Origin of the sequence: Pampinifervens navoyensis (assembly GCF_046159715.1) — a bacterium.
In the GTDB taxonomy this organism is placed as follows: Bacteria; Aquificota; Aquificia; order Aquificales; family Aquificaceae; genus Pampinifervens.
Genome location: NZ_JBJXCT010000001.1, coordinates 74,715 through 91,317, shown reverse-complemented (window position 1 = coordinate 91,317; position 16,603 = coordinate 74,715). Strand labels below are relative to the sequence as shown.

Genomic DNA, 16,603 nt, shown 5'->3' with positions numbered 1-16,603 from the left:
GGTTATTCACCTCCTCTGTTAGGTTTTGACCTTAGTTTTGATATGACTCCGTGGACAACTGCACCGGCCGCCGCAGCCGCCGCAACGGCCATACCCACCTTGTCGGCGTTGGCTTCTACGCTGGGGACTGGTATGGTGGTGAGCCTATGGTAGAAGGGTCCGTTGTCCCAGAAGTTATCCTCAGAACAACCTATGCAACCGTGTCCTGCCTGTATGGGATAGGAAAGCCCATTATACCAGCGTATGTTTCCGCAGGAGTTGTAGGTGGTAGGTCCCCTGCATCCCACCTTGTAAAGACACCAGCCCTTTTTCGCCCCTTCGTCGTCAAACCTTTCCACAAACTGCCCTGCGTTGAAGAAGGCTCTTCTATAGCAGGTATCGTGAATCCTGTTGCCGTAAAACTGTTTGGGTCTTCCCTGAGAGTCAAGGGGCGGAATAGAGTCAAAGAGCACAAGGTGCATGATGACCCCTGTCATCACCTCTGCGATAGGTGGACAGCCGGGCACCTTTATTATTGGCTTGCCTGTTATAACCTTGTGTATGGGGACTGCGGTGGTTGGGTTGGGCTTTGCCGCCTGCACACAGCCCCAGCTGGCACAGGAGCCCCAGGCTATCACGGCCTTTGCACCCTCTGCGGACTCCTTCAGATGCTTCAGGAAAGGCTCACCGTTCACGATACAGTACATGCCGTCTTCACCCAGGGGTGGGTTGCCCTCCACGGCCAGTATGTAGTTGCCCCAGTATTTCTTGATTATCTCCTTCCTGTGTCTCTCAAGGTCTTCTCCTGCGGCTGCCGAAAGTGTGTCATCGTATTCAAGGGATATCATGCTCAGAACCACATCAGAAGCCAGAGGGGTGGCGGACCTAATAAAGGACTCAGAGCAACAGGTGCACTCAAGCCCATGTATCCATATGACGGGGACTCTCGGCTTTGTCTCCAAAGCTCTGACTACTTCCGGAATCATGGAAGGCGATAATCCCATAAGTCCCGTTATGGTGGTGGCAAATTTGAAAAAGTCCCTTCTGTTTACGCCGTGCCTTTTAAAGGTTTCCCAGAAGGTTTCCATGCTACACCTCCTAACTGAATATTCATTCAAAAATATAACCTGTATCACATAAACAGTCAAGGAAAAAATACTTATAGGGTCTATAAGCGCTTCTAATCTTTATTACTTTTGATAAAAATGTAATAAAAAGTTGCCTGCAGGGTGAGTATGGCTATATTAAGGATGAACGAGCATTCAGGAGGCGAACATGTGCCTTTCTATCCCCTCAAAGGTGGTGGAGCTGAAAGAAGACAACACCGCGGTGGTTGAAACCTTTGGAGCAAGAAGGGTGGTATCCCTTGACCTTCTCCAGGAAGGGGTTTCCGTGGGCGACTGGGTTCTTGTGCATGTGGGCTTTGCCATACAGAAGCTGGATGAGGAATACGCCCTTGAGAGCCTGAAGCTCTTTGAGCAGTTGCTGGAGGAGGAAGATGAAGCTCTTGGCGAACTTCAGGGAAGCTGAGGCGGTAAGGAAGCTTGAAAAGAGCATAAAGAGTGCGGTGGAAAGGCTTGGAAAGACTGTAAGAATCATGGAGTTTTGCGGGGGGCACACGCATACCATAGTAAAGCATGGTATAGACCAGCTTCTGGAAGGCTACGTAAAGTTCATCCACGGTCCGGGCTGTCCTGTGTGCGTTCTGCCCATGCAGAGGGTGGACCTCGCCCTTGAGTTGGCACGCAGAGAGAACCTCATACTCTGCACTTATGGAGATGTGCTCAGGGTCCCGGGCTCCAAGAGAAAAAGCCTCCTTGACCTGAGGGCGGAGGGGAAAGATGTGAGGATGGTCTATTCCTGTCTTGATGCTCTCAGGATAGCACAAGAAAATCCCCAGAAGGAGGTCGTCTTCTTTGCCATAGGCTTTGAAACCACCACCCCCCAGACCGCAGTGCTCATAAAAAAGGCTAAGGAGCTGGGACTGAGGAACCTTTCCGTGGTCTCAAACCACGTGATAACACCGGCTGCAATACAGCACATTCTGAATGCACCTGAGGTGAGAGAATACGGGAAGGTGGAATTAGACGGCTTTGTGGGACCAGGTCATGTAAGCGTCATAATTGGAACAAAGCCCTACGAATACTTTGCAGAGGAATTTTTAAAGCCTGTGGTCATATCGGGCTTTGAGCCCCTTGACCTTATGCAGGCGGTTTACATGCTGGTAAGGCAGATGGGGGAAAGAAGGGCTCAGGTGGAAAACCAGTATACCAGAGCGGTAAGCAGGGAAGGAAACCTGAAGGCTCAGTTGCTCGTGGCTGAGGTTTTTGAATTGAGAAAGGAGTTTGAGTGGAGAGGTCTTGGAAAGGTTCCCTACAGCGCCCTGAGGATAAACTCCCGATACGAGGATTTTGATGCGGAAAAAAGGTTTGAGGTTGAGCTTCCAGAGCCCAGGGAACATCCCGCCTGTATATGCGGAAAGGTTATAAGAGGCGTAGCAGAGCCTACAGATTGCAAGCTCTTTGGAAGTGTATGCACTCCCTCAAACCCTCTCGGCTCCTGTATGGTATCCTCAGAAGGTGCATGCAACGCCTACTATAGATATAGAGGAATAGTATGAGGGTATTACTTCTGTGTCATCGCTTTAACTCCCTTTCTCAGCGGTTCTACTGCGAGCTTTCCGAGGCAGGACATGAGGTATCTGTGGAGCTTGATGTGCATCCAGAGCTCATGATAGAAGCGGTTGAGCTCTTTAGGCCAGACCTTATAATTGCCCCCTTTCTGAAGAGGAAAATACCGGAAGAAATCTGGCAGAATTACACCACTCTAATAGTTCACCCCGGACCCCCGGGAGACAGGGGACCCAGTGCCCTTGACTGGGCAATCCTAACGGGAGAGAAAGAATGGGGCGTATGTATGCTTTCGGCGGTTGAGGAATACGATGCGGGAGACCTGTGGGCTTTCAGAAGCTTTCCCATGAGGATGGCAAGGAAGTCAAGCCTGTATAGGAGGGAAGTAACGGAGGGTGCCGTAGAATGTCTGTGGGAGGTGGTGGAAAGCCTTGAGAGTGGAATGGTAAGAAGGAAACCACAGGGAGGTGGGCATTTCAGACCTGCCCCTGAGAGAAGCCTCAGGATGGTGGACTGGAATAGGGATAGCACGGCGGAAGTTCTTAAAAAGGTTTACTCGGGAGATGGTCAGCCCGGTGCCAAAGCCCTTATAGAGGGAGAGGAATACTACCTCTTTGACGCACATCCTGAAGGCTATCTCAAAGGAAAGCCTGGCGAGCTTATAGCAAGGAGGGATGAGGCAGTATGTATAGGGACTCTGGATGGGGCAGTATGGGTTGGCTATCTGAGAAGAAGGGAAAGGCAGAGTATAAAACTGCCGGCGACAAGGGTTCTTCCAGAGAACACCCTTGAGAGACTGAGGGAGGAGGAGATAAGACCTTGGGAGGAGGTGGATTTTCCCACATACAGGGAAATAACCTATAGAGAGGAAGAGGGTATAGCTTGCGTTGAATTCAATTTTTACAACGGTGCCATGTCTACAGAACAGTGCAACAGGCTTCTGGAGGTGGTAAGATACGCAAAAATAAGGCCCGTAAAGGCTGTTGTGCTTCTGGGTGGTGAGGACTTTTTCTCCAACGGCATGAACCTCAACACCATAGAAGCCTCAGAGAGCCCTGCAGAGGAATCCTGGAGGAACATAAACGCCATGGATGACCTGTGCGAGGAGATACTCACAACGCTTGACAGGTTGACAGTGGCGGGCATAAGGGGCAATGCTGGAGCGGGTGGTGTGTTTCTTGCTCTCACCTGCGACCTTGTGTTTGCAAGAAAGGGAGTTGTGCTCAACCCTCACTACAAGAACATAGGTAATCTTTACGGCTCTGAGTTCTGGACCTATACGCTTCCAAAGAGAGTTGGCTGGGAAAGGGGAAGGGAGATAATGGAAAACCGCATGCCCATAAGCTCTGAAAGGGCTATGGGGATAGGTCTCATTGATGGCGTGTTCGGAAGGACGCCTGAGGACTTTACCCAGGGGCTGAAGGGCTTTTTAAAGAGCTTTGTGAACTCTAAAGACTTTGACAGGTTTCTAAAGGAGAAAAGAGAAAAGAGACTTTCAGATTGGAGCAAAAAGCCACTCAAGACATACAGGGAAGAGGAGCTGGAAAGGATGAGGCTCAACTTCTACGGTTTTGACACAAGCTACCACATAGCACGGTATTACTTTGTCAGAAGGTTTCTGCCCTTCAGAACGCCTCCCTACCTTGCGGTGCACAGAAGACTAAGCTTTCAGAGCCCTCCACAGGTTTTCTGAAACCTCATCCACATAGTCCATAAGCGGTCTGTTAAGAAGTCCCTCCGTATGTAGGAAGACCATGCCCCCGAGGGGTCCCATTATGGTGGTAAAGGCAGGATAGAAGCTCTGGTTTCTGAGTTCCCCCCTCTCCACGCCATCGCTCAGAAAGACCATTATCTCCGTAATGACGCTTGCCACACAGGCAAAGCCCTCACATCCCCCGCTGAAAACCTCCCTGTTTACAAGGAAGACCCTGAGAAAGTAGTTTATGAGCTCGGGCTCCTCAAGGGCTATTTCAAAAAAACTTCTCACAAGAAGCTCCAGCTTTTCCCGAAAGCTTACCTCCGCCTCGTTTACCCTCCTGAGTCTTTCCCCCACCCAGTCGGATACCGTCATCATAATTTCCTTTGCAAGCTCTTCCTTTGATTCAAAGTAGTTATACAGGTTTCCAACGCTCATACCCACCGCCTGGGCTATGTCTGGCATGGTGGTGTTGTAATATCCCTTTTCAGAAAACAGCCTGCAGGCAGTCCTTATTATCTCAAGCCTTTTCTGCTCCTTCAGGCTCTGCCTTTTCATTGTTCTAAAAATTAAATCATAACAGTTTATGGTATAGCTGTATATATCTAGAAGCCAACTGGTAGGCTTCCCTGGCGTCTTCCTCCGTGTAATCTTCCGTTGGTATAAAGTCTGGTTGTCCATAGAAGGCGATTTCCCTCTGACTTCTCAGCCATTTTGTAAGTGCTCTTAACTCCCTAAGGGTCTTTATGAGGTCTTCTGGAAACCTGTGGCTGTTTTCAAGAATAATGTCTATTACATCATGCCACTTTGGGGGTGTTATACCAGACCTGATTAGCATGGCTTTCTGAACAAGCTCAACTATTTCCTGAGCCTCCCTTATAACGTCCGCATAATCTTTTTCTTTCATAAAAAGGTCCAGGGTTTTCAGTCTTATTTCTGCTCGTCTGATATAATCTTCCGCAAGCTCAGGATTTACCATCACAAAACCTCATAGTATGGCATTTTCCCCTTTCTCCTTATAACCCTGCTTTCCATAACCTTCCTCAATCCTTCTGCAAATTTTTCAAAAAATCCTTCCCTGTCATACAGAACTATAAATTCACAATCCCAGAGAAACCACAGAGATTCTCTTAGCTGAGTCCTTTTTATGATTACAGGATTTATCTCCACTGCCTCATCCACACATTCAAAAAACCTCACATACTCCCTTCTACTGCTTTCGTAGTCCTCAACTATAACAAGGATGTCTATATCGGATTCTGGAGAGAAGGTTCCCCTTGCCACAGAGCCGAACACTACAAGGGAAAGGAGGTTTTCCCCAAAGCATCTGATTAATCTTTCCTTTATCCTTTTCAGGATTGCGTAGTATTTTCCTCTGTATCCCCGCATCTTAATAAAATCTTAACACCTGAGGTATAGAATGGAAAACATGAGGATAGCCTTCGTATGCACGGGCAATTCCGCAAGGAGCCAGATGGCGGAGGGCTTTGCCAGAAGGCTGGTAGAAACTCTTGGAATGAACTTTCAGGTATACTCCGCAGGTTCAGACCCGGCAGAGGAAATAAACCCCTTTGCTGTTCAGGTAATGAAGGAGAAGGGCATAGACATATCCTCCCAAAGACCCAAGGGGCTTGAAGCCATACCCTATCAGGAGCTGGACCTTGTTATAACCCTCTGCAACAGTGCAAGACAGACCTGTCCAGTCGTTCCTGGAGCCCAGATGATTCACTGGGACCTTCCTGACCCTGCCGCATACAGAGGCTCTGAAGAGGAAAAGCTGGAGTTTTTCAGAAAAGTCAGGGATGAGATAGAGGAAAGGGTGTGGGACTGCCTTCAGAGCCTACAGCTCAGGCAGGGCAATTCTGCTAAGCTTTGAGAGCTTTACACCTCTTAGACCTCCTATTTTTGTAGCCAGAAGCTCAAGCTCTCCCGCCCTTCCTCTGAGGATGATAACCTCAAGGCAGTTGTAGTGGTCTATGTGAACATGGGTGGAGCACAGCACATTTACATGATGCTCGTGCTGAAGCTCCAGAAGTCTGTGGGTCAGCTCCCTGTCGTGATGGTCGTAGACAAGGCTGAGAACACCTATGACCTCTTCGTTCTCTTCCCATTTTTCCTGAGACAAAAGGTCTCTTATGAGGTCTCTGACCAGCTCAGACCTTGAAGCGTAGCCCTTCCTTATGACTCTTCTGTCCAGCTCCTCAAGAAGCCCCTCAGGAAGAGATACGCAGAAGCGGGTTGTCTTTTCCATCTTCAGAAGATTTTATCAGAAGCTGTGAAGATGCCAGTCGCCTTTACCCCTGTGTCTGTGCAAAAGCCCAGCCCTTAAAAGCCTTTCCCTGTCCCTGAGGAATTCTTCTACGCCCCCGTCGTATACAATTCCGTGGTCTTCACCGAGCACCACAAGCCTGCTACCCAGCTCGCCGGCAAGGCTGAGGTTGTGAGTGGAGGTTACAGTGGTGCAGGGAAGCTCCCACAGCAGGTCCACAAACCAGCCAGTGGTCTTTGGGTCAAGGTGAGCGGTTGGCTCATCAAGAAGAAGAACCTCTGGCTCAAGCACAAGAAGACAGGCAAGGCATAGCTTCTGCTTCTGCCCCGTGCTCAGCTCAAAGGGTGGTCTTTTCAAATGGGGTGTGAGCTCAAACCTGTCAGCCCAGTAAAGGACCCTCTCTCTGACAAGTCCCTCCTCCATCCCCAGCTGTCTAAGAGAAAAGGCAAGCTCATCGTAAACTGTGGGATTAAAGAGCATGACATCGGGGTTCTGAAAGAGGAGAACCACCTCCCTTCTGAACTTCCTCCTGAATTCCCTGTCCTTAAAGACTTTTTCCTCAATTTTACTTCCCATGTAAAGATACTCTCCTCTCTGTGGAAATATGAGGGCATTCAGTAGCTTCAGAAGTGTGCTCTTGCCAGAGCCGTTTATGCCCAGAAGGACCACCCTTTCTCCCTCCCCTACTCTGAAGTTTATGTCCTTCAGGGCGAGTCTGTCTTCGTAGCTAAAAGAGACATTTCTGAGCTCAATCAAGATCAAGCCCCCTTGACTTCATAGCCTCTGCCACCTCCTCTGAGTCTCTCAGAAACCTCTCAAAAAAGTATCCTCCAACACCCTCAGAAAACCTCACAAACTCTTTCCCCTTTATGCCCTCTGGACTTCTGCTTTTCAGAGCCTGCAGAAAGTCCAGAAAAAGCCTCCTGTAGAGAAGTATATAGCTGGATGAGAGCACGAGGAGCTGTGAGAGGCTTCTTGAAAAGCTCAGTGCAGAATACAGGTTTATGCGGGAAAGAGCCAGAAGCGTAAGGAGCATTATGTCAAGCGCCCTCAGGGCAAGAAGGGAAAGGTAAGAGTAATGACCAGTCCACAGGGCGTATGGGACGGATATGAAAAGGGTGGTAAGCAGGGCAAGGGATATAGGCTTTACCCTCCTTCTGAGCCTCCTGCGTGAGGCTGAAGGCATGTGGGCAAGAAGGAGAAGGAAAAAGATAAAAAGCAGGTGCCCGGGGGAGCTGAGGGAAGAAACAAAGACAACACCTGCCATATACAGGAATAGAAGCACTTTATCCTTCAAGGTTTCTCCTCCTGAGAAGACCTACAACCGCCTGAGTTATAAGCCCCTCTACCACTGCAACTGGCAGGTGAGAAAGGGTTATGGCTGGAAGGGTTATTCCGAGAGGATAGGGGAAATAGAGGGCTCTGCCTGATGGGTCTGTGAAGAGGTAGGGGTGCACGCCCAGCAGAAGGGCTACAGAGAGGGCAGAAAGGAGGGTGGAGAAAAAGCCCGCAAGGAAGGGGGCATTGCTCTTTTTTGCAAAAAGTCTGTGGACTGCATAAGAGCTGAAGGCCCCCACAAAACCCATGGCAAGGGCGTTCACCGGGTATGTGGTTATGCCCCCATGGCCGAGCAAGACGGCCTGAAGCAGTAAAACCAGACACATGCAGAGGTATGCAGTCCAGGGACCATACAGAAGGGCAAGGGGTGCAACGCCCACTCCGTGCACCGATGTTCCACCGGGAAGGGGAAAGGAGAGGGAGCTCAGGATAAAGGCAAAAGCAGAAAGAAGTGCAAGCCGTGGTATGCTCCTCTCGCTGAGCCTTTCCTTAAACTTTCTGAAGCCATACAGGGCAAGCCCCATTGACACGGCATAGGCTGGCACATAAACCTGTGGTGCAACAAAACCCTCCGGAATGTGCATGGCTAAAAGATGAGGGAAAGGGTGATTATCAGCCTGTATTTTTCCTTTCCTTCCGCACCCTGTTGCTGGCTCTGCTGGTTGAGGTCCTTCCATAGGGGTAGCTTTACACCCGCTCCGAGGGAAGCCCTCCTGTAGTATAGCCTTCCGCCAAAGACCCCGTATACCACATCCCCTCCAGAGTCTTCCACACTGATCCCATTTTCCCTGTCCTTCTGAAGGTGAAGGTAGTTGAGCTCCGTAAGAAGGTCAAGCCTGAGGGACTTCTCCTGGCTTCTGAAAACCCTGTATACGAGCGCCGTGTTTGCCCTGAATTCGTCCCCGAACCTGTATCTGTCTCCCGTGTTGTATCGGTGCTCAAAGAACTTCAGGTAGCTTGCGTCAAAGACAAAGGTAAGCTCGGGTAGGTTGACCATCTGCTTCGTAGCGGTAAATCCTGCGGTTATGGTGGGCTTTCCAAAGCCGGAAGCCATGTCAGGAGCAAACTCGCCCATATATCCCTTCCTGTTGGCATCACCCGTGGGCAGGCTGACGCCTCCGTAGAGGGTAAAATGCCAGTCCATCATGTCCTCAAGGCTCTCCCTCCTAGGTATAAGCCTCAAACCCCCATCGTATTTAAAGCCCAGCACCGCCATTATGGATGGGTCTGCAAAGCCCCTGCTTGTAAAGCTCCTCTCGCCCCCATCTCTGAGCTCTTTCTTTACGTTGTATGGGGCAAAGACATACAGGGAAAGCCAGGACCTCAGACCGTAGCCTATACCCAGCATCCAGAAATCGGACCTGTCCTTCTGGTCTGGAAAGTCAGAAAAGCTGTATTTCCTCCACCTTACGCTGTCCAGCTTCGTGTAGAGTAGCCAGGAGCCCTCTGGCAGTGTGGCGGAGCTTGAACTCTCAAGGGGTGCACCGGGACCCTCGAGACCCACCGCACCAAGGGACGCAACCCCGTGGTGGGCAAGGGAAAAACCTGCAAAGGATAGCAGTGCGATGAAAACTCTTTTCATCTTTTCCACCTCCCAAAAATCAGACTTATGAGACCAAAAATTCCCAGAAGGTATCCAAGTCCTGAAAGAACCCTTTTATAGCTCTCCGCTGGGCTGTGTCTCTGCTCTGGTCTGCCTGCCCTCAGGCTTAGTTCAAGCTCGGCACCGTGCCCGTCCTGAGAGCTTATTTTCAAAAGCCACAGCCCGTCCCTGTCTGGACAGAAAACCACCCTGCCGAGGGCATCGCTCCTGCCCCTCTGAAAGGGGACTCTGTCTCCCTTTCTGTAGACCTCATACTCTTCGTAGGAAAAGGCGGTTCCGTCCTGAAAGTAAAAGCGCACAAGGATGCAGTTGCCCTCGCTCCTAACTTCCTTTAAAAGCTCGTGAGAAAGGGACACAGAAAGCAGGACAAAGAGCAGTAAAAGGCTCATCTTCCCACCTCAAAGAGAAGGTAGAAGGTTCTGAGCGTGTAATCCGCCCTGCCCTTCTGGTCCTTTTCCCTCACAGAAACCCCTATCAACTGCATGCCCTTCTCTCTCACCCTGAGGTTTATCCTCCCGTCATCGCCAGTGGTGCCCACCACCCTGCCGTTGTGGTATACTGGCACGTCTCTGAGAGCCTTCCCCCCGTAGTAGACCGCCACGGTGAACTTCTGACCAGTTCTCAGACTGGAGGGGTCTTCCAGAAGGGTTATTTCCAGACCGTCGGTGAGGGGTGTTTTTGCCAGAATCCTCCCTTCAATTCTCCTGACCGTCTCCACCGAATACCAGCTCTCTATGGGGTTTTTCACCTCTTCTCTTGGCAGGTTCTTTAAACCCTCGGGAGTCTTTGTCCAGTAGCCACTGGAGAGGTTAGCCTGAACCATCTGGCACTTGCCCCTTAGCCTCACTGGATATTCTGAGACGATTTGAGATGGAAGCCTTCTGCCCTCTGAGTCAAAACATTCAAAGCTGTGAACTCTGCTGGGGTCGTATCTCACCTGTGCCTCCTCACCACTACCCGGTCTGAGATGCCCGTAAAGAAGCACATACTCCCCTCCCCTCTTCTCTATCCATAGCTCGTGAGACCAGCAAAGGCTTAGCAAAAGGAAAAGTATCCAGAGCATTCAGAGCTCCTTATTACAATTTTATCAAAAGTAATATTAATGAATTTTCATTCATATTTCAAGATGATTTATATCATATTTCTCCGAGCTCCACCGCATAATCTCATAGGGAATGATATTCACACACCACTGTCAGATAAAAGCACCACTGGAAAGGGTGCGTGCCTTCTTTAACAGTCCTGTGAACCTTCTCAAGATAACTCCCTTAGGTTTCCTGATGGACTTAAACCCAAAGGAGGAGCTAAGAGATGGTCTGAAAATAGAGCTCAAGTTTATGGGTATAGGGCTTATGGAAAGCCTAATCCGAGACGTGGGTCCCTACGGTTTTACAGACTTTGCTCTCAAAAAGCCTGCTCTCATAAAATACTGGGAACACAGACACCTTCTGATTCCAAAGGGCGATTCAACGGTAATAGAAGACCATCTAACGGTAGAAGCCTACCTGCCTGAGCCCTTGATTGGGGCTTTTTTGAGGCTTATGTTTATACACAGATGCAGGACAATAAGAAAACTGCTGGAATAGAGCCCCAGACTTACGCCCTTGCAGGAACACTTCTGCTTCCCCTTGGGGGTATAAGCTGGTTTTTTGTTCTGCCAGGAGGACTCGCCCTGATGTATGGTATGGCCGGACTTCTGGAGAGGGCTTCTCTTGGAGAGCTAAAAAGGACCTTCGGTGTGGGTCTTCTGCTTGCCATACTGGGGGGCATGTGGGCAAGGCATGTGCTTGACAACTATGGCTTTGAGGTCAAAAGGCTTCTTCTGACCGCTCTGATTTCTGGCGTCGGTATCTACATGCAGTCAAGGTGCTACAGTGCTCTGGCAAGGGTAGAGAAAAAAGACCTCCTTGAAATGGGTGGTGTGCTCCTTGTGGTGGGTTCTGCCACCTTCTGGTTTTACCTTGGCTTTTTGCCCCTTACCCTTGGTGTAATTCTTATAGCTTACTCCTTCTGGAGGTGGTAAGATGAAGGAGCTTCTTATAAAAGTGCTTGCCCTTCTTGGAATAGCTCAGGCGGGCGCTCCCCTTCAGGAAGGTCAGCAGGCATACCTATTTAGCCTGAAAAACCACGAGGGAAAGACTGTAAACCTCTCAGACTACAGGGGCAAGTGGGTGGTGCTCTACTTCTACCCTAAGGCGGACACCCCCGGCTGCACCGCTCAAGCAAAGGAATACACAAGGCTCATGCCGGAGTTTGAGAGGCTGAGAGTAAAGGTCTTTGGGGTGAGCACGGATAGCGTGGAGAGCATAAGGAGGTTCAGGGACAAATACAACCTCTCAGTGGAGTTTCTCTCCGACCCCAAAGGTAGCGTGGCAAAAGCCTATGGCGTGACAGTTATAGCGGGCTTCTGCTCTCGTGATACGGTGCTGATAAACCCAGAGCTGAAGGTTGAAAAGATATACAGGGGCGTTGACCCCTCTGCAGACCCACAGAGGGTTTTAGATTATCTAAAAAACAAAGTAAAATAAACTTCTTGAAATTAACAGCTTTTTGATAGCATATTCAGTGTATGCGTGCATCTCTTAAAGTCTCTGGAATGACCTGCGTAAACTGTGCGAGGGCAATAGAGATAAGCCTTAAAAAGCTCAGGGGGGTGGAACATGTTCAGGTGTCCTTTGAACTGGGAAGGGTGGTTGTGGAGTTTAACGAGGAGCTCTTGGGAATTGAGCAGATAAAAAGTGTTATAGAGTCCCTTGGATACAGAGTTGAAGGGGTGACTGGCAGAAGCAGATCTCTGGAACTTTTACTTTTCTGCTGGCTTTCAAGCCTTCTGATAATGGCCCTAATGCTCTGGCATAGTCCCCCAAGTCTTTACCTTCAGGCTTTCCTTTCCGCTGGAGTTCAGGCTCTGGGTGGATACAGCTTCTATAGGGGGGCAATAAGCTCATTGAAGGCAAGGGTGGGAAACATGGACCTTCTTGTCGCCCTTGGTAGTACTTCCGCACTTTTTTACAGCCTCTTGGCTATGATGGGAACTCTTCACGGTGAGCCTTTCTTTGAAACTTCTGCCTTTCTTATAACCTTCGTAAAGACGGGTAAGTTCCTAGAAGAATGGGTAAGGGCGAGGGCTCTAAAGAGTTTGAGAGAGTTATTTGGAATCCAGACAATGAAGGTAAAGGTAATGAGGAAGGATAGGGAAGAAGAAAGGTCACTGCAGGAGGTTTTTGTGGGAGATACGCTTATTCTCAGGACTGGGGAGATGGTGCCTGTGGACTGCAGGGTGCTCGAGGGCTCTCTTGAAGTAGACGAATCTCTTATAACAGGTGAGAGCGTGCCAGTTCTGAAGAGGCAGGACGAAAAGCTCATATCTGGTAGCTTAGTGGTTTCTGGCTATGCAAAGGCAAGGGTTGAAAGGACCTTTGCCAGCAGCTATACAAACCTCCTTGTCAGAATGGTGGAAGAGACCCTCAGCAAAAAACCAAGGATACAGAGGCTTGCAGACAGGTTTTCCCACTATTTTGTTCAGTTTGTGGTTGTGCTGGCAGTTGTAGTTTTCTTACTGTGGTTTTTAAAAACTGGAGACCTTCAGAGGGCTGTAAGCTTTTCTCTGGCAGTGCTCGTGGTCTCCTGTCCCTGTGCCTTTGGCATTGCTGTCCCCCTCGCCCTTACTGTGGGTCTCTTCAGGGCATACAGGCAGGGTGTCCTGATAAAGGACCCATCAGCCCTTGAAAAGCACCCAGACCTTGTAGTCATGGACAAGACGGGAACTCTCACAGAGGGTAAGCCCAGGCTTTTGAATTTCAGGCTGTATAGAGAAGATGCCCTCAGTCTCGCCTGCGGACTTGCACAGGCTTCAAACCATCCGTACTCCCTTGCTCTGAGAGACTACTGCCTCCAGAAGGGCATAACTGCGGTGATAGTCGGCAACTGCAGAGAGGAGGCTGGAGTGGGTGTGCTATGTGAGGATTATCTTCTTGGAAGGTCCGAGGAGGGTGTAGCCCTCTACAGAAACGGCACAAAGCTTGCAGAGTTTTACTTTGAGGACAGCATAAGACCGGAGGCAAAAGAAATCCTCTCCTTTCTGAGGTCAAAGGGCGTTGATGTCTTTATGCTAACAGGTGATAACGAAGAAAAGGCAAGGCTCGTTGCTCAGGAACTCGGGATTGAAAACTTCATGGCTGGTGCAAAGCCAGAGGACAAGCTAAGGGTAGTGGAGAATTTCCAGCAGAAGGGTCTGAAGGTTGCTGTGGTGGGAGATGGCATAAACGATGCGCCTGCCATGGCAAGAGCAGACCTTTCCTTTGCAATAGGCTCAGGAACTGACATGGCAAAGAGAGCAGGCGATGTGGTGCTTCTGAAGGGCATAGAGGGTATAAAGACCTTCTTTGATTATAGAGACAGGACAATAAGAAGAATAAGGCAAAACCTCTTCTGGGCATTTGTGTATAACCTTCTTGGCATACCTATAGCTGGCGGGCTTCTTTACAATGAAGGCGTATACCTCAAGCCTGAGCTTGCGGGGCTTATGATGGCTCTTTCTTCCCTGAGCGTGGTGTTGAATTCTGTGAGGAAATAGTGTATAATAAACAGACTGTGTTGAGGAGGCAGAGATGGCTCTGAGGATAAGAGTATCAAGATACGGAAGAAGGCATCACCCCATATACAGGCTTGTGGTGGCTGACGCGAAGGCTCCCAGAGATGGCAAGGTGGTGGATGTCATAGCCACCTACGACCCTGTAAACAAGAGGCTCATAGAGGTAAAGGAAGAAAAGCTCAAAGAATGGCTCCAGAAGGGAGCAGAAATCACAGACAGGGCAAAAGCCATACTCAAGAACGCAAAAATACTCTGACAGGAGGTAAACCATGAGCCAGCTAAGGGACATAGTTGAGATTACTGCCAAATCCCTCGTGGACAACCCTGAGAGGGTAAACGTTCAGGAGATTGAAGGAGAAAAGACAGTGGTTATTGAGCTCAGGGTTGACAAGAACGACCTGGGTAAGGTAATAGGCAGGGGCGGGCGTATAGCCAGGTCTCTCAGGACCATCCTCTCCTCTATGGGAAGGAAAATAAATAAGAGGGTGGTTCTTGAAATACTGGAGTAGTTTATAATAGACCTCCATGGGAAGGACCATAAAGATGGCAGAGTCCCCCATGGAGGGACATCCAGACAAGCTGGCAGACCTCATAGCGGATGCCCTTCTTGATGAGTTCATAAGAAAAGACCCCTACAGCAGAGTATCCCTTGAAATACTCCTCCTTTCTGGCATGACCTTTGTGGCCGGACATGTTTCCACGGAGAGCTATGTGGACATACCCGGTGTGGTCAGAAAAACCGTAAAAGAGGTGGGATATAACAGACCTGAGCATGGCTTTGATGCAGATTCCTCTGCGGTCATAACCTCCATAGAAGAACAGAGCCCTGAGATAGTCCTTGGAATATCCTCAGAGGGTGCAGGGGACACGGCCACAGTGGTGGGCTATGCCTGCAGTGAGACAGATAACCTGATGCCAGTGCCTATAAGCCTTGCTCACAGCCTTTCTCAGCGTATATCGGATTTGAGAAAGTCAGGCAAAGCCCCTTTTCTGAGACCTGACGGTAAAGTTCTCATTACTGTGCTTTACGAGGATAATAAGCCCCTTTTTGTCAAGGACATCATAGTCTTCTGTCAGCATGACCCTGAGACCCAGCTTGAAAAGTTGAGGGACTTTATGGTGGAAGAGGCAATAAAGAAGGTGGTGCCCCAGAACCTGATAAGCAGAGACACACGCATGCTTGTGAACCCCTCCGGAAGGTTTGTGCTGGGAGGTCCCGCGGCAGATGCAGGGCAGACGGGAAGAAAGATAGTCTCTGACGCCTACGGAGATGTGGCATACTCTGGAGGAAGTGCCTTCTCGGGCAAAGACCCCACCAAAACGGACAGAACCGCCTCCTACATGGCACGTATGATGGCAAAGCATGTGGTGGCAAGCGGTCTTGCAGACAGGTGCATGGTGCAGATGGCTTACGCCTTTGGCATGAGCGAGGTAATAGCCTTTGATATAGAGACTTACGGAACGGAAAAGGTAGACAGAGAAAGGATAAGGGAAAGGCTCCTTGAAGTTTTCCCCACAAGCCCCAAAAGGATGATAGACTTTCTTGACCTGAGAAAGCCCATATACAGGCAGACCGCCTGCTACGGACACTTTGGAAAGGAAAACCTTCCCTGGGAGAGGCTCACGAGGCTGGAAGAGTTTTCAGAGCTCAAGTAGCCTGTCAAGGTAGACCGCCCCGCCCACCGCACACAGGTCCCTCCCCAGAGTGCTGTAAAGACCATCATACCTTCCACCCCCCGCCACCGGGTAGCCCAGAGAAGGATGGAAGAACTCAAAGACTATACCCGTGTAATAGCTCTGAGGTCGTAGCTCTGAGAGGTCAAAGAGCACTTCCAGCCCTCTTAGCCTGCTGTATACCTCCAGAAGCCTGTCGCACTCTGAGGAAAACTCAGGATGTTTTCTTCTGAAGTCCTCCAGCACCTCAGGCCCACCCTGTGTAAGAAGTAGCTCTCTGAGCTCTTCCGCCTCAGATAGCTCGCTAAAGTTTTTCTCAAGAAGGGCCTTTCTGTGTCTTTCACCATGCTTTCTGAGAAGCCCCTCCGCAATGGCCACGTGTCCAAGGCTCACCTGAAGCCCAGATAGTCCGCAGGCTTTCAGGTAGTCTCCAATCTTCTGAATTACATCCACCTCCGCATCAGAGGAAGGTTCACCCAGCACCTCAATGCCCACCTGAAAGCTCTCCAGCTCAGAGCCGGTGGAGAAGGTGTTTCCAAAGTAGAAAACTTTCAGGGGAAGCTCAAGCTCTCTTTGGAGGCTCAGAAACCTCGCAAGGCTCACCGTCCAGTCCTTTCTGAGGCACAGAAGGCTTCCATCCTGAAGACTTCCCACCACAAAAGCCCCTTCTCCATAAAGACCAGGGCTGTATACTTCCAAGGATGGGAGCATTATGAAGCTGTATTCTGGAAAGGTTTCACAGGCTCTGAGAAAAAAGGTCTTGAGCCTTTTTGACTCTTCAAAGTTGAAAAAGCGTTCCTGCGGTGGAAACCTCACGGAG

General features: G+C 49.8%; 23 protein-coding genes. 11 read left to right on the top strand and 12 right to left on the bottom strand.

Going from position 1 to position 16,603, the window contains the following annotated elements:
• Positions 1-2: 2 nt before the first annotated feature.
• Positions 3-1,067, bottom strand: coding sequence for a hydrogenase small subunit (locus tag ACKRDP_RS00540; protein ID WP_409152782.1), 1,065 nt, complete (start codon positions 1,065-1,067; stop codon positions 3-5).
• A 187-nt stretch (positions 1,068-1,254) separates the two neighbouring features.
• On the opposite strand from ACKRDP_RS00540, the gene ACKRDP_RS00535 reads away from it, so the two are divergent.
• The 3 genes from ACKRDP_RS00535 to ACKRDP_RS00525 are packed head-to-tail and all read left to right on the top strand — an operon-like array spanning position 1,255 to position 4,302.
• Positions 1,255-1,509 carry a HypC/HybG/HupF family hydrogenase formation chaperone gene (locus ACKRDP_RS00535; protein ID WP_409152781.1) on the top strand — a complete coding sequence of 85 codons (255 nt, stop codon included), beginning with the start codon at positions 1,255-1,257 and terminating at the stop codon, positions 1,507-1,509.
• Positions 1,478-2,599, top strand: coding sequence for a hydrogenase formation protein HypD (gene hypD, locus ACKRDP_RS00530; protein ID WP_409152779.1), 1,122 nt, complete (start codon positions 1,478-1,480; stop codon positions 2,597-2,599). Before ACKRDP_RS00535 ends, hypD begins: the two co-directional genes overlap by 32 nt.
• The gene (locus ACKRDP_RS00525; RefSeq protein ID WP_409152778.1) at positions 2,596-4,302 is read left to right on the top strand and encodes a hydrogenase maturation protein; all 1,707 of its coding nucleotides are present in this window, start codon (positions 2,596-2,598) and stop codon (positions 4,300-4,302) included. The genes hypD and ACKRDP_RS00525 overlap by 4 nt, the downstream gene beginning before the upstream one ends.
• On the opposite strand, the gene ACKRDP_RS00520 is transcribed toward ACKRDP_RS00525, so the two are convergent.
• Genes ACKRDP_RS00520 through ACKRDP_RS00510 form a run of 3 tightly spaced genes read right to left on the bottom strand, consistent with a single transcriptional unit; the run spans position 4,270 to position 5,694 of the window.
• The gene (locus tag ACKRDP_RS00520; protein ID WP_409152777.1) at positions 4,270-4,863 is read right to left on the bottom strand and encodes a TetR/AcrR family transcriptional regulator; all 594 of its coding nucleotides are present in this window, start codon (positions 4,861-4,863) and stop codon (positions 4,270-4,272) included. The genes ACKRDP_RS00525 and ACKRDP_RS00520 overlap by 33 nt on opposite strands.
• A 16-nt stretch (positions 4,864-4,879) precedes the next feature.
• Positions 4,880-5,284, bottom strand: coding sequence for a HEPN domain-containing protein (locus ACKRDP_RS00515; protein WP_409152776.1), 405 nt, complete (start codon positions 5,282-5,284; stop codon positions 4,880-4,882).
• Entirely contained in the window at positions 5,284-5,694 is a 411-nt protein-coding gene (locus ACKRDP_RS00510) for a nucleotidyltransferase domain-containing protein (protein WP_409152774.1), read from the bottom strand. Before ACKRDP_RS00510 ends, ACKRDP_RS00515 begins: the two co-directional genes overlap by 1 nt.
• A gap of 31 nt (positions 5,695-5,725) precedes the next feature.
• Between ACKRDP_RS00510 and ACKRDP_RS00505 the strand changes: the two genes are divergently transcribed.
• Positions 5,726-6,181: an arsenate reductase ArsC gene (locus ACKRDP_RS00505; RefSeq protein WP_489685572.1), complete on the top strand. Its 456-nt coding sequence runs from the start codon at positions 5,726-5,728 to the stop codon at positions 6,179-6,181.
• Here ACKRDP_RS00505 and nikR read toward each other — a convergent pair.
• From nikR to ACKRDP_RS00470, 7 genes are read right to left on the bottom strand one after another with little or no spacing between them, the layout of a single operon-like run.
• Entirely contained in the window at positions 6,146-6,556 is a 411-nt protein-coding gene (nikR, locus tag ACKRDP_RS00500; protein ID WP_409152773.1) for a nickel-responsive transcriptional regulator NikR, read from the bottom strand. The genes ACKRDP_RS00505 and nikR overlap by 36 nt on opposite strands.
• A 15-nt stretch (positions 6,557-6,571) precedes the next feature.
• Complete coding sequence (locus ACKRDP_RS00495) at positions 6,572-7,330, bottom strand: energy-coupling factor ABC transporter ATP-binding protein (protein ID WP_409152771.1); 759 nt, start codon at positions 7,328-7,330, stop codon at positions 6,572-6,574.
• Positions 7,323-7,871, bottom strand: a complete 549-nt coding sequence (locus ACKRDP_RS00490) for a hypothetical protein (protein ID WP_409152770.1) — start codon at positions 7,869-7,871, stop codon at positions 7,323-7,325. Before ACKRDP_RS00490 ends, ACKRDP_RS00495 begins: the two co-directional genes overlap by 8 nt.
• Positions 7,861-8,496 (bottom strand): energy-coupling factor ABC transporter permease, encoded by a 636-nt coding sequence (locus ACKRDP_RS00485; RefSeq protein WP_409152768.1) that lies wholly within the window; start codon positions 8,494-8,496, stop codon positions 7,861-7,863. The genes ACKRDP_RS00490 and ACKRDP_RS00485 overlap by 11 nt, the downstream gene beginning before the upstream one ends.
• Positions 8,497-8,498: 2 nt before the next feature.
• Positions 8,499-9,494 carry a transporter gene (locus ACKRDP_RS00480; RefSeq protein WP_409152767.1) on the bottom strand — a complete coding sequence of 332 codons (996 nt, stop codon included), beginning with the start codon at positions 9,492-9,494 and terminating at the stop codon, positions 8,499-8,501.
• Positions 9,491-9,904, bottom strand: coding sequence for a hypothetical protein (locus ACKRDP_RS00475; protein WP_409152766.1), 414 nt, complete (start codon positions 9,902-9,904; stop codon positions 9,491-9,493). The genes ACKRDP_RS00480 and ACKRDP_RS00475 overlap by 4 nt, the downstream gene beginning before the upstream one ends.
• Positions 9,901-10,578, bottom strand: coding sequence for a DUF4198 domain-containing protein (locus tag ACKRDP_RS00470; RefSeq protein ID WP_409152765.1), 678 nt, complete (start codon positions 10,576-10,578; stop codon positions 9,901-9,903). Before ACKRDP_RS00470 ends, ACKRDP_RS00475 begins: the two co-directional genes overlap by 4 nt.
• A 112-nt stretch (positions 10,579-10,690) precedes the next feature.
• Here ACKRDP_RS00470 and ACKRDP_RS00465 point away from each other — a divergent pair, with 112 nt between their 5' ends.
• Genes ACKRDP_RS00465 through metK form a run of 7 tightly spaced genes read left to right on the top strand, consistent with a single transcriptional unit; the run spans position 10,691 to position 15,765 of the window.
• A complete protein-coding gene (locus tag ACKRDP_RS00465) occupies positions 10,691-11,101 on the top strand; it encodes a hypothetical protein (protein WP_409152763.1) in 411 nt (136 codons plus the stop codon).
• Positions 11,071-11,538 carry a hypothetical protein gene (locus tag ACKRDP_RS00460; protein ID WP_409152761.1) on the top strand — a complete coding sequence of 156 codons (468 nt, stop codon included), beginning with the start codon at positions 11,071-11,073 and terminating at the stop codon, positions 11,536-11,538. The genes ACKRDP_RS00465 and ACKRDP_RS00460 overlap by 31 nt, the downstream gene beginning before the upstream one ends.
• 1 nt (position 11,539) lies before the next feature.
• Entirely contained in the window at positions 11,540-12,043 is a 504-nt protein-coding gene (locus ACKRDP_RS00455) for a peroxiredoxin (protein ID WP_409152760.1), read from the top strand.
• Between the two features lie 41 nt (positions 12,044-12,084).
• Positions 12,085-14,091: a heavy metal translocating P-type ATPase gene (locus ACKRDP_RS00450; RefSeq protein ID WP_409152759.1), complete on the top strand. Its 2,007-nt coding sequence runs from the start codon at positions 12,085-12,087 to the stop codon at positions 14,089-14,091.
• 34 nt (positions 14,092-14,125) lie between these two features.
• Entirely contained in the window at positions 14,126-14,365 is a 240-nt protein-coding gene (gene rpsP, locus ACKRDP_RS00445; protein WP_409152758.1) for a 30S ribosomal protein S16, read from the top strand.
• A gap of 13 nt (positions 14,366-14,378) precedes the next feature.
• On the top strand, positions 14,379-14,618 hold the full coding sequence (locus ACKRDP_RS00440) for a KH domain-containing protein (protein WP_409152757.1): 240 nt from the start codon (positions 14,379-14,381) through the stop codon (positions 14,616-14,618).
• 16 nt (positions 14,619-14,634) lie between these two features.
• Entirely contained in the window at positions 14,635-15,765 is a 1,131-nt protein-coding gene (gene metK, locus ACKRDP_RS00435; protein WP_409152756.1) for a methionine adenosyltransferase, read from the top strand.
• Here metK and ACKRDP_RS00430 read toward each other — a convergent pair.
• A complete protein-coding gene (locus tag ACKRDP_RS00430; protein ID WP_409152754.1) occupies positions 15,751-16,599 on the bottom strand; it encodes an ATP phosphoribosyltransferase regulatory subunit in 849 nt (282 codons plus the stop codon). The genes metK and ACKRDP_RS00430 overlap by 15 nt on opposite strands.
• Between the last annotated feature and the right edge of the window lie 4 nt (positions 16,600-16,603).

Excerpts from the sequence above, each read along its gene's own strand:
- ACKRDP_RS00515 (WP_409152776.1), bottom strand. The coding sequence starts at position 5,284 with ATGGTAAATCCTGAGCTTGCGGAAGATTATATCAGACGAGCAGAAATA.
- nikR (WP_409152773.1), bottom strand. The coding sequence starts at position 6,556 with ATGGAAAAGACAACCCGCTTCTGCGTATCTCTTCCTGAGGGGCTTCTT.
- ACKRDP_RS00540 (WP_409152782.1), bottom strand. The coding sequence starts at position 1,067 with ATGGAAACCTTCTGGGAAACCTTTAAAAGGCACGGCGTAAACAGAAGG.
- ACKRDP_RS00440 (WP_409152757.1), top strand. The coding sequence starts at position 14,379 with ATGAGCCAGCTAAGGGACATAGTTGAGATTACTGCCAAATCCCTCGTG.
- ACKRDP_RS00535 (WP_409152781.1), top strand. The coding sequence starts at position 1,255 with ATGTGCCTTTCTATCCCCTCAAAGGTGGTGGAGCTGAAAGAAGACAAC.
- ACKRDP_RS00450 (WP_409152759.1), top strand. The coding sequence starts at position 12,085 with ATGCGTGCATCTCTTAAAGTCTCTGGAATGACCTGCGTAAACTGTGCG.
- ACKRDP_RS00475 (WP_409152766.1), bottom strand. The coding sequence starts at position 9,904 with ATGAGCCTTTTACTGCTCTTTGTCCTGCTTTCTGTGTCCCTTTCTCAC.
- ACKRDP_RS00520 (WP_409152777.1), bottom strand. The coding sequence starts at position 4,863 with ATGAAAAGGCAGAGCCTGAAGGAGCAGAAAAGGCTTGAGATAATAAGG.
- ACKRDP_RS00480 (WP_409152767.1), bottom strand. The coding sequence starts at position 9,494 with ATGAAAAGAGTTTTCATCGCACTGCTATCCTTTGCAGGTTTTTCCCTT.
- ACKRDP_RS00505 (WP_489685572.1), top strand. The coding sequence starts at position 5,726 with ATGGAAAACATGAGGATAGCCTTCGTATGCACGGGCAATTCCGCAAGG.
- ACKRDP_RS00485 (WP_409152768.1), bottom strand. The coding sequence starts at position 8,496 with ATGCACATTCCGGAGGGTTTTGTTGCACCACAGGTTTATGTGCCAGCC.
- ACKRDP_RS00460 (WP_409152761.1), top strand. The coding sequence starts at position 11,071 with ATGCAGGACAATAAGAAAACTGCTGGAATAGAGCCCCAGACTTACGCC.
- ACKRDP_RS00455 (WP_409152760.1), top strand. The coding sequence starts at position 11,540 with ATGAAGGAGCTTCTTATAAAAGTGCTTGCCCTTCTTGGAATAGCTCAG.
- hypD (WP_409152779.1), top strand. The coding sequence starts at position 1,478 with ATGAAGCTCTTGGCGAACTTCAGGGAAGCTGAGGCGGTAAGGAAGCTT.
- rpsP (WP_409152758.1), top strand. The coding sequence starts at position 14,126 with ATGGCTCTGAGGATAAGAGTATCAAGATACGGAAGAAGGCATCACCCC.
- ACKRDP_RS00525 (WP_409152778.1), top strand. The coding sequence starts at position 2,596 with ATGAGGGTATTACTTCTGTGTCATCGCTTTAACTCCCTTTCTCAGCGG.
- ACKRDP_RS00465 (WP_409152763.1), top strand. The coding sequence starts at position 10,691 with ATGATATTCACACACCACTGTCAGATAAAAGCACCACTGGAAAGGGTG.
- ACKRDP_RS00510 (WP_409152774.1), bottom strand. The coding sequence starts at position 5,694 with ATGCGGGGATACAGAGGAAAATACTACGCAATCCTGAAAAGGATAAAG.
- ACKRDP_RS00470 (WP_409152765.1), bottom strand. The coding sequence starts at position 10,578 with ATGCTCTGGATACTTTTCCTTTTGCTAAGCCTTTGCTGGTCTCACGAG.
- metK (WP_409152756.1), top strand. The coding sequence starts at position 14,635 with ATGGGAAGGACCATAAAGATGGCAGAGTCCCCCATGGAGGGACATCCA.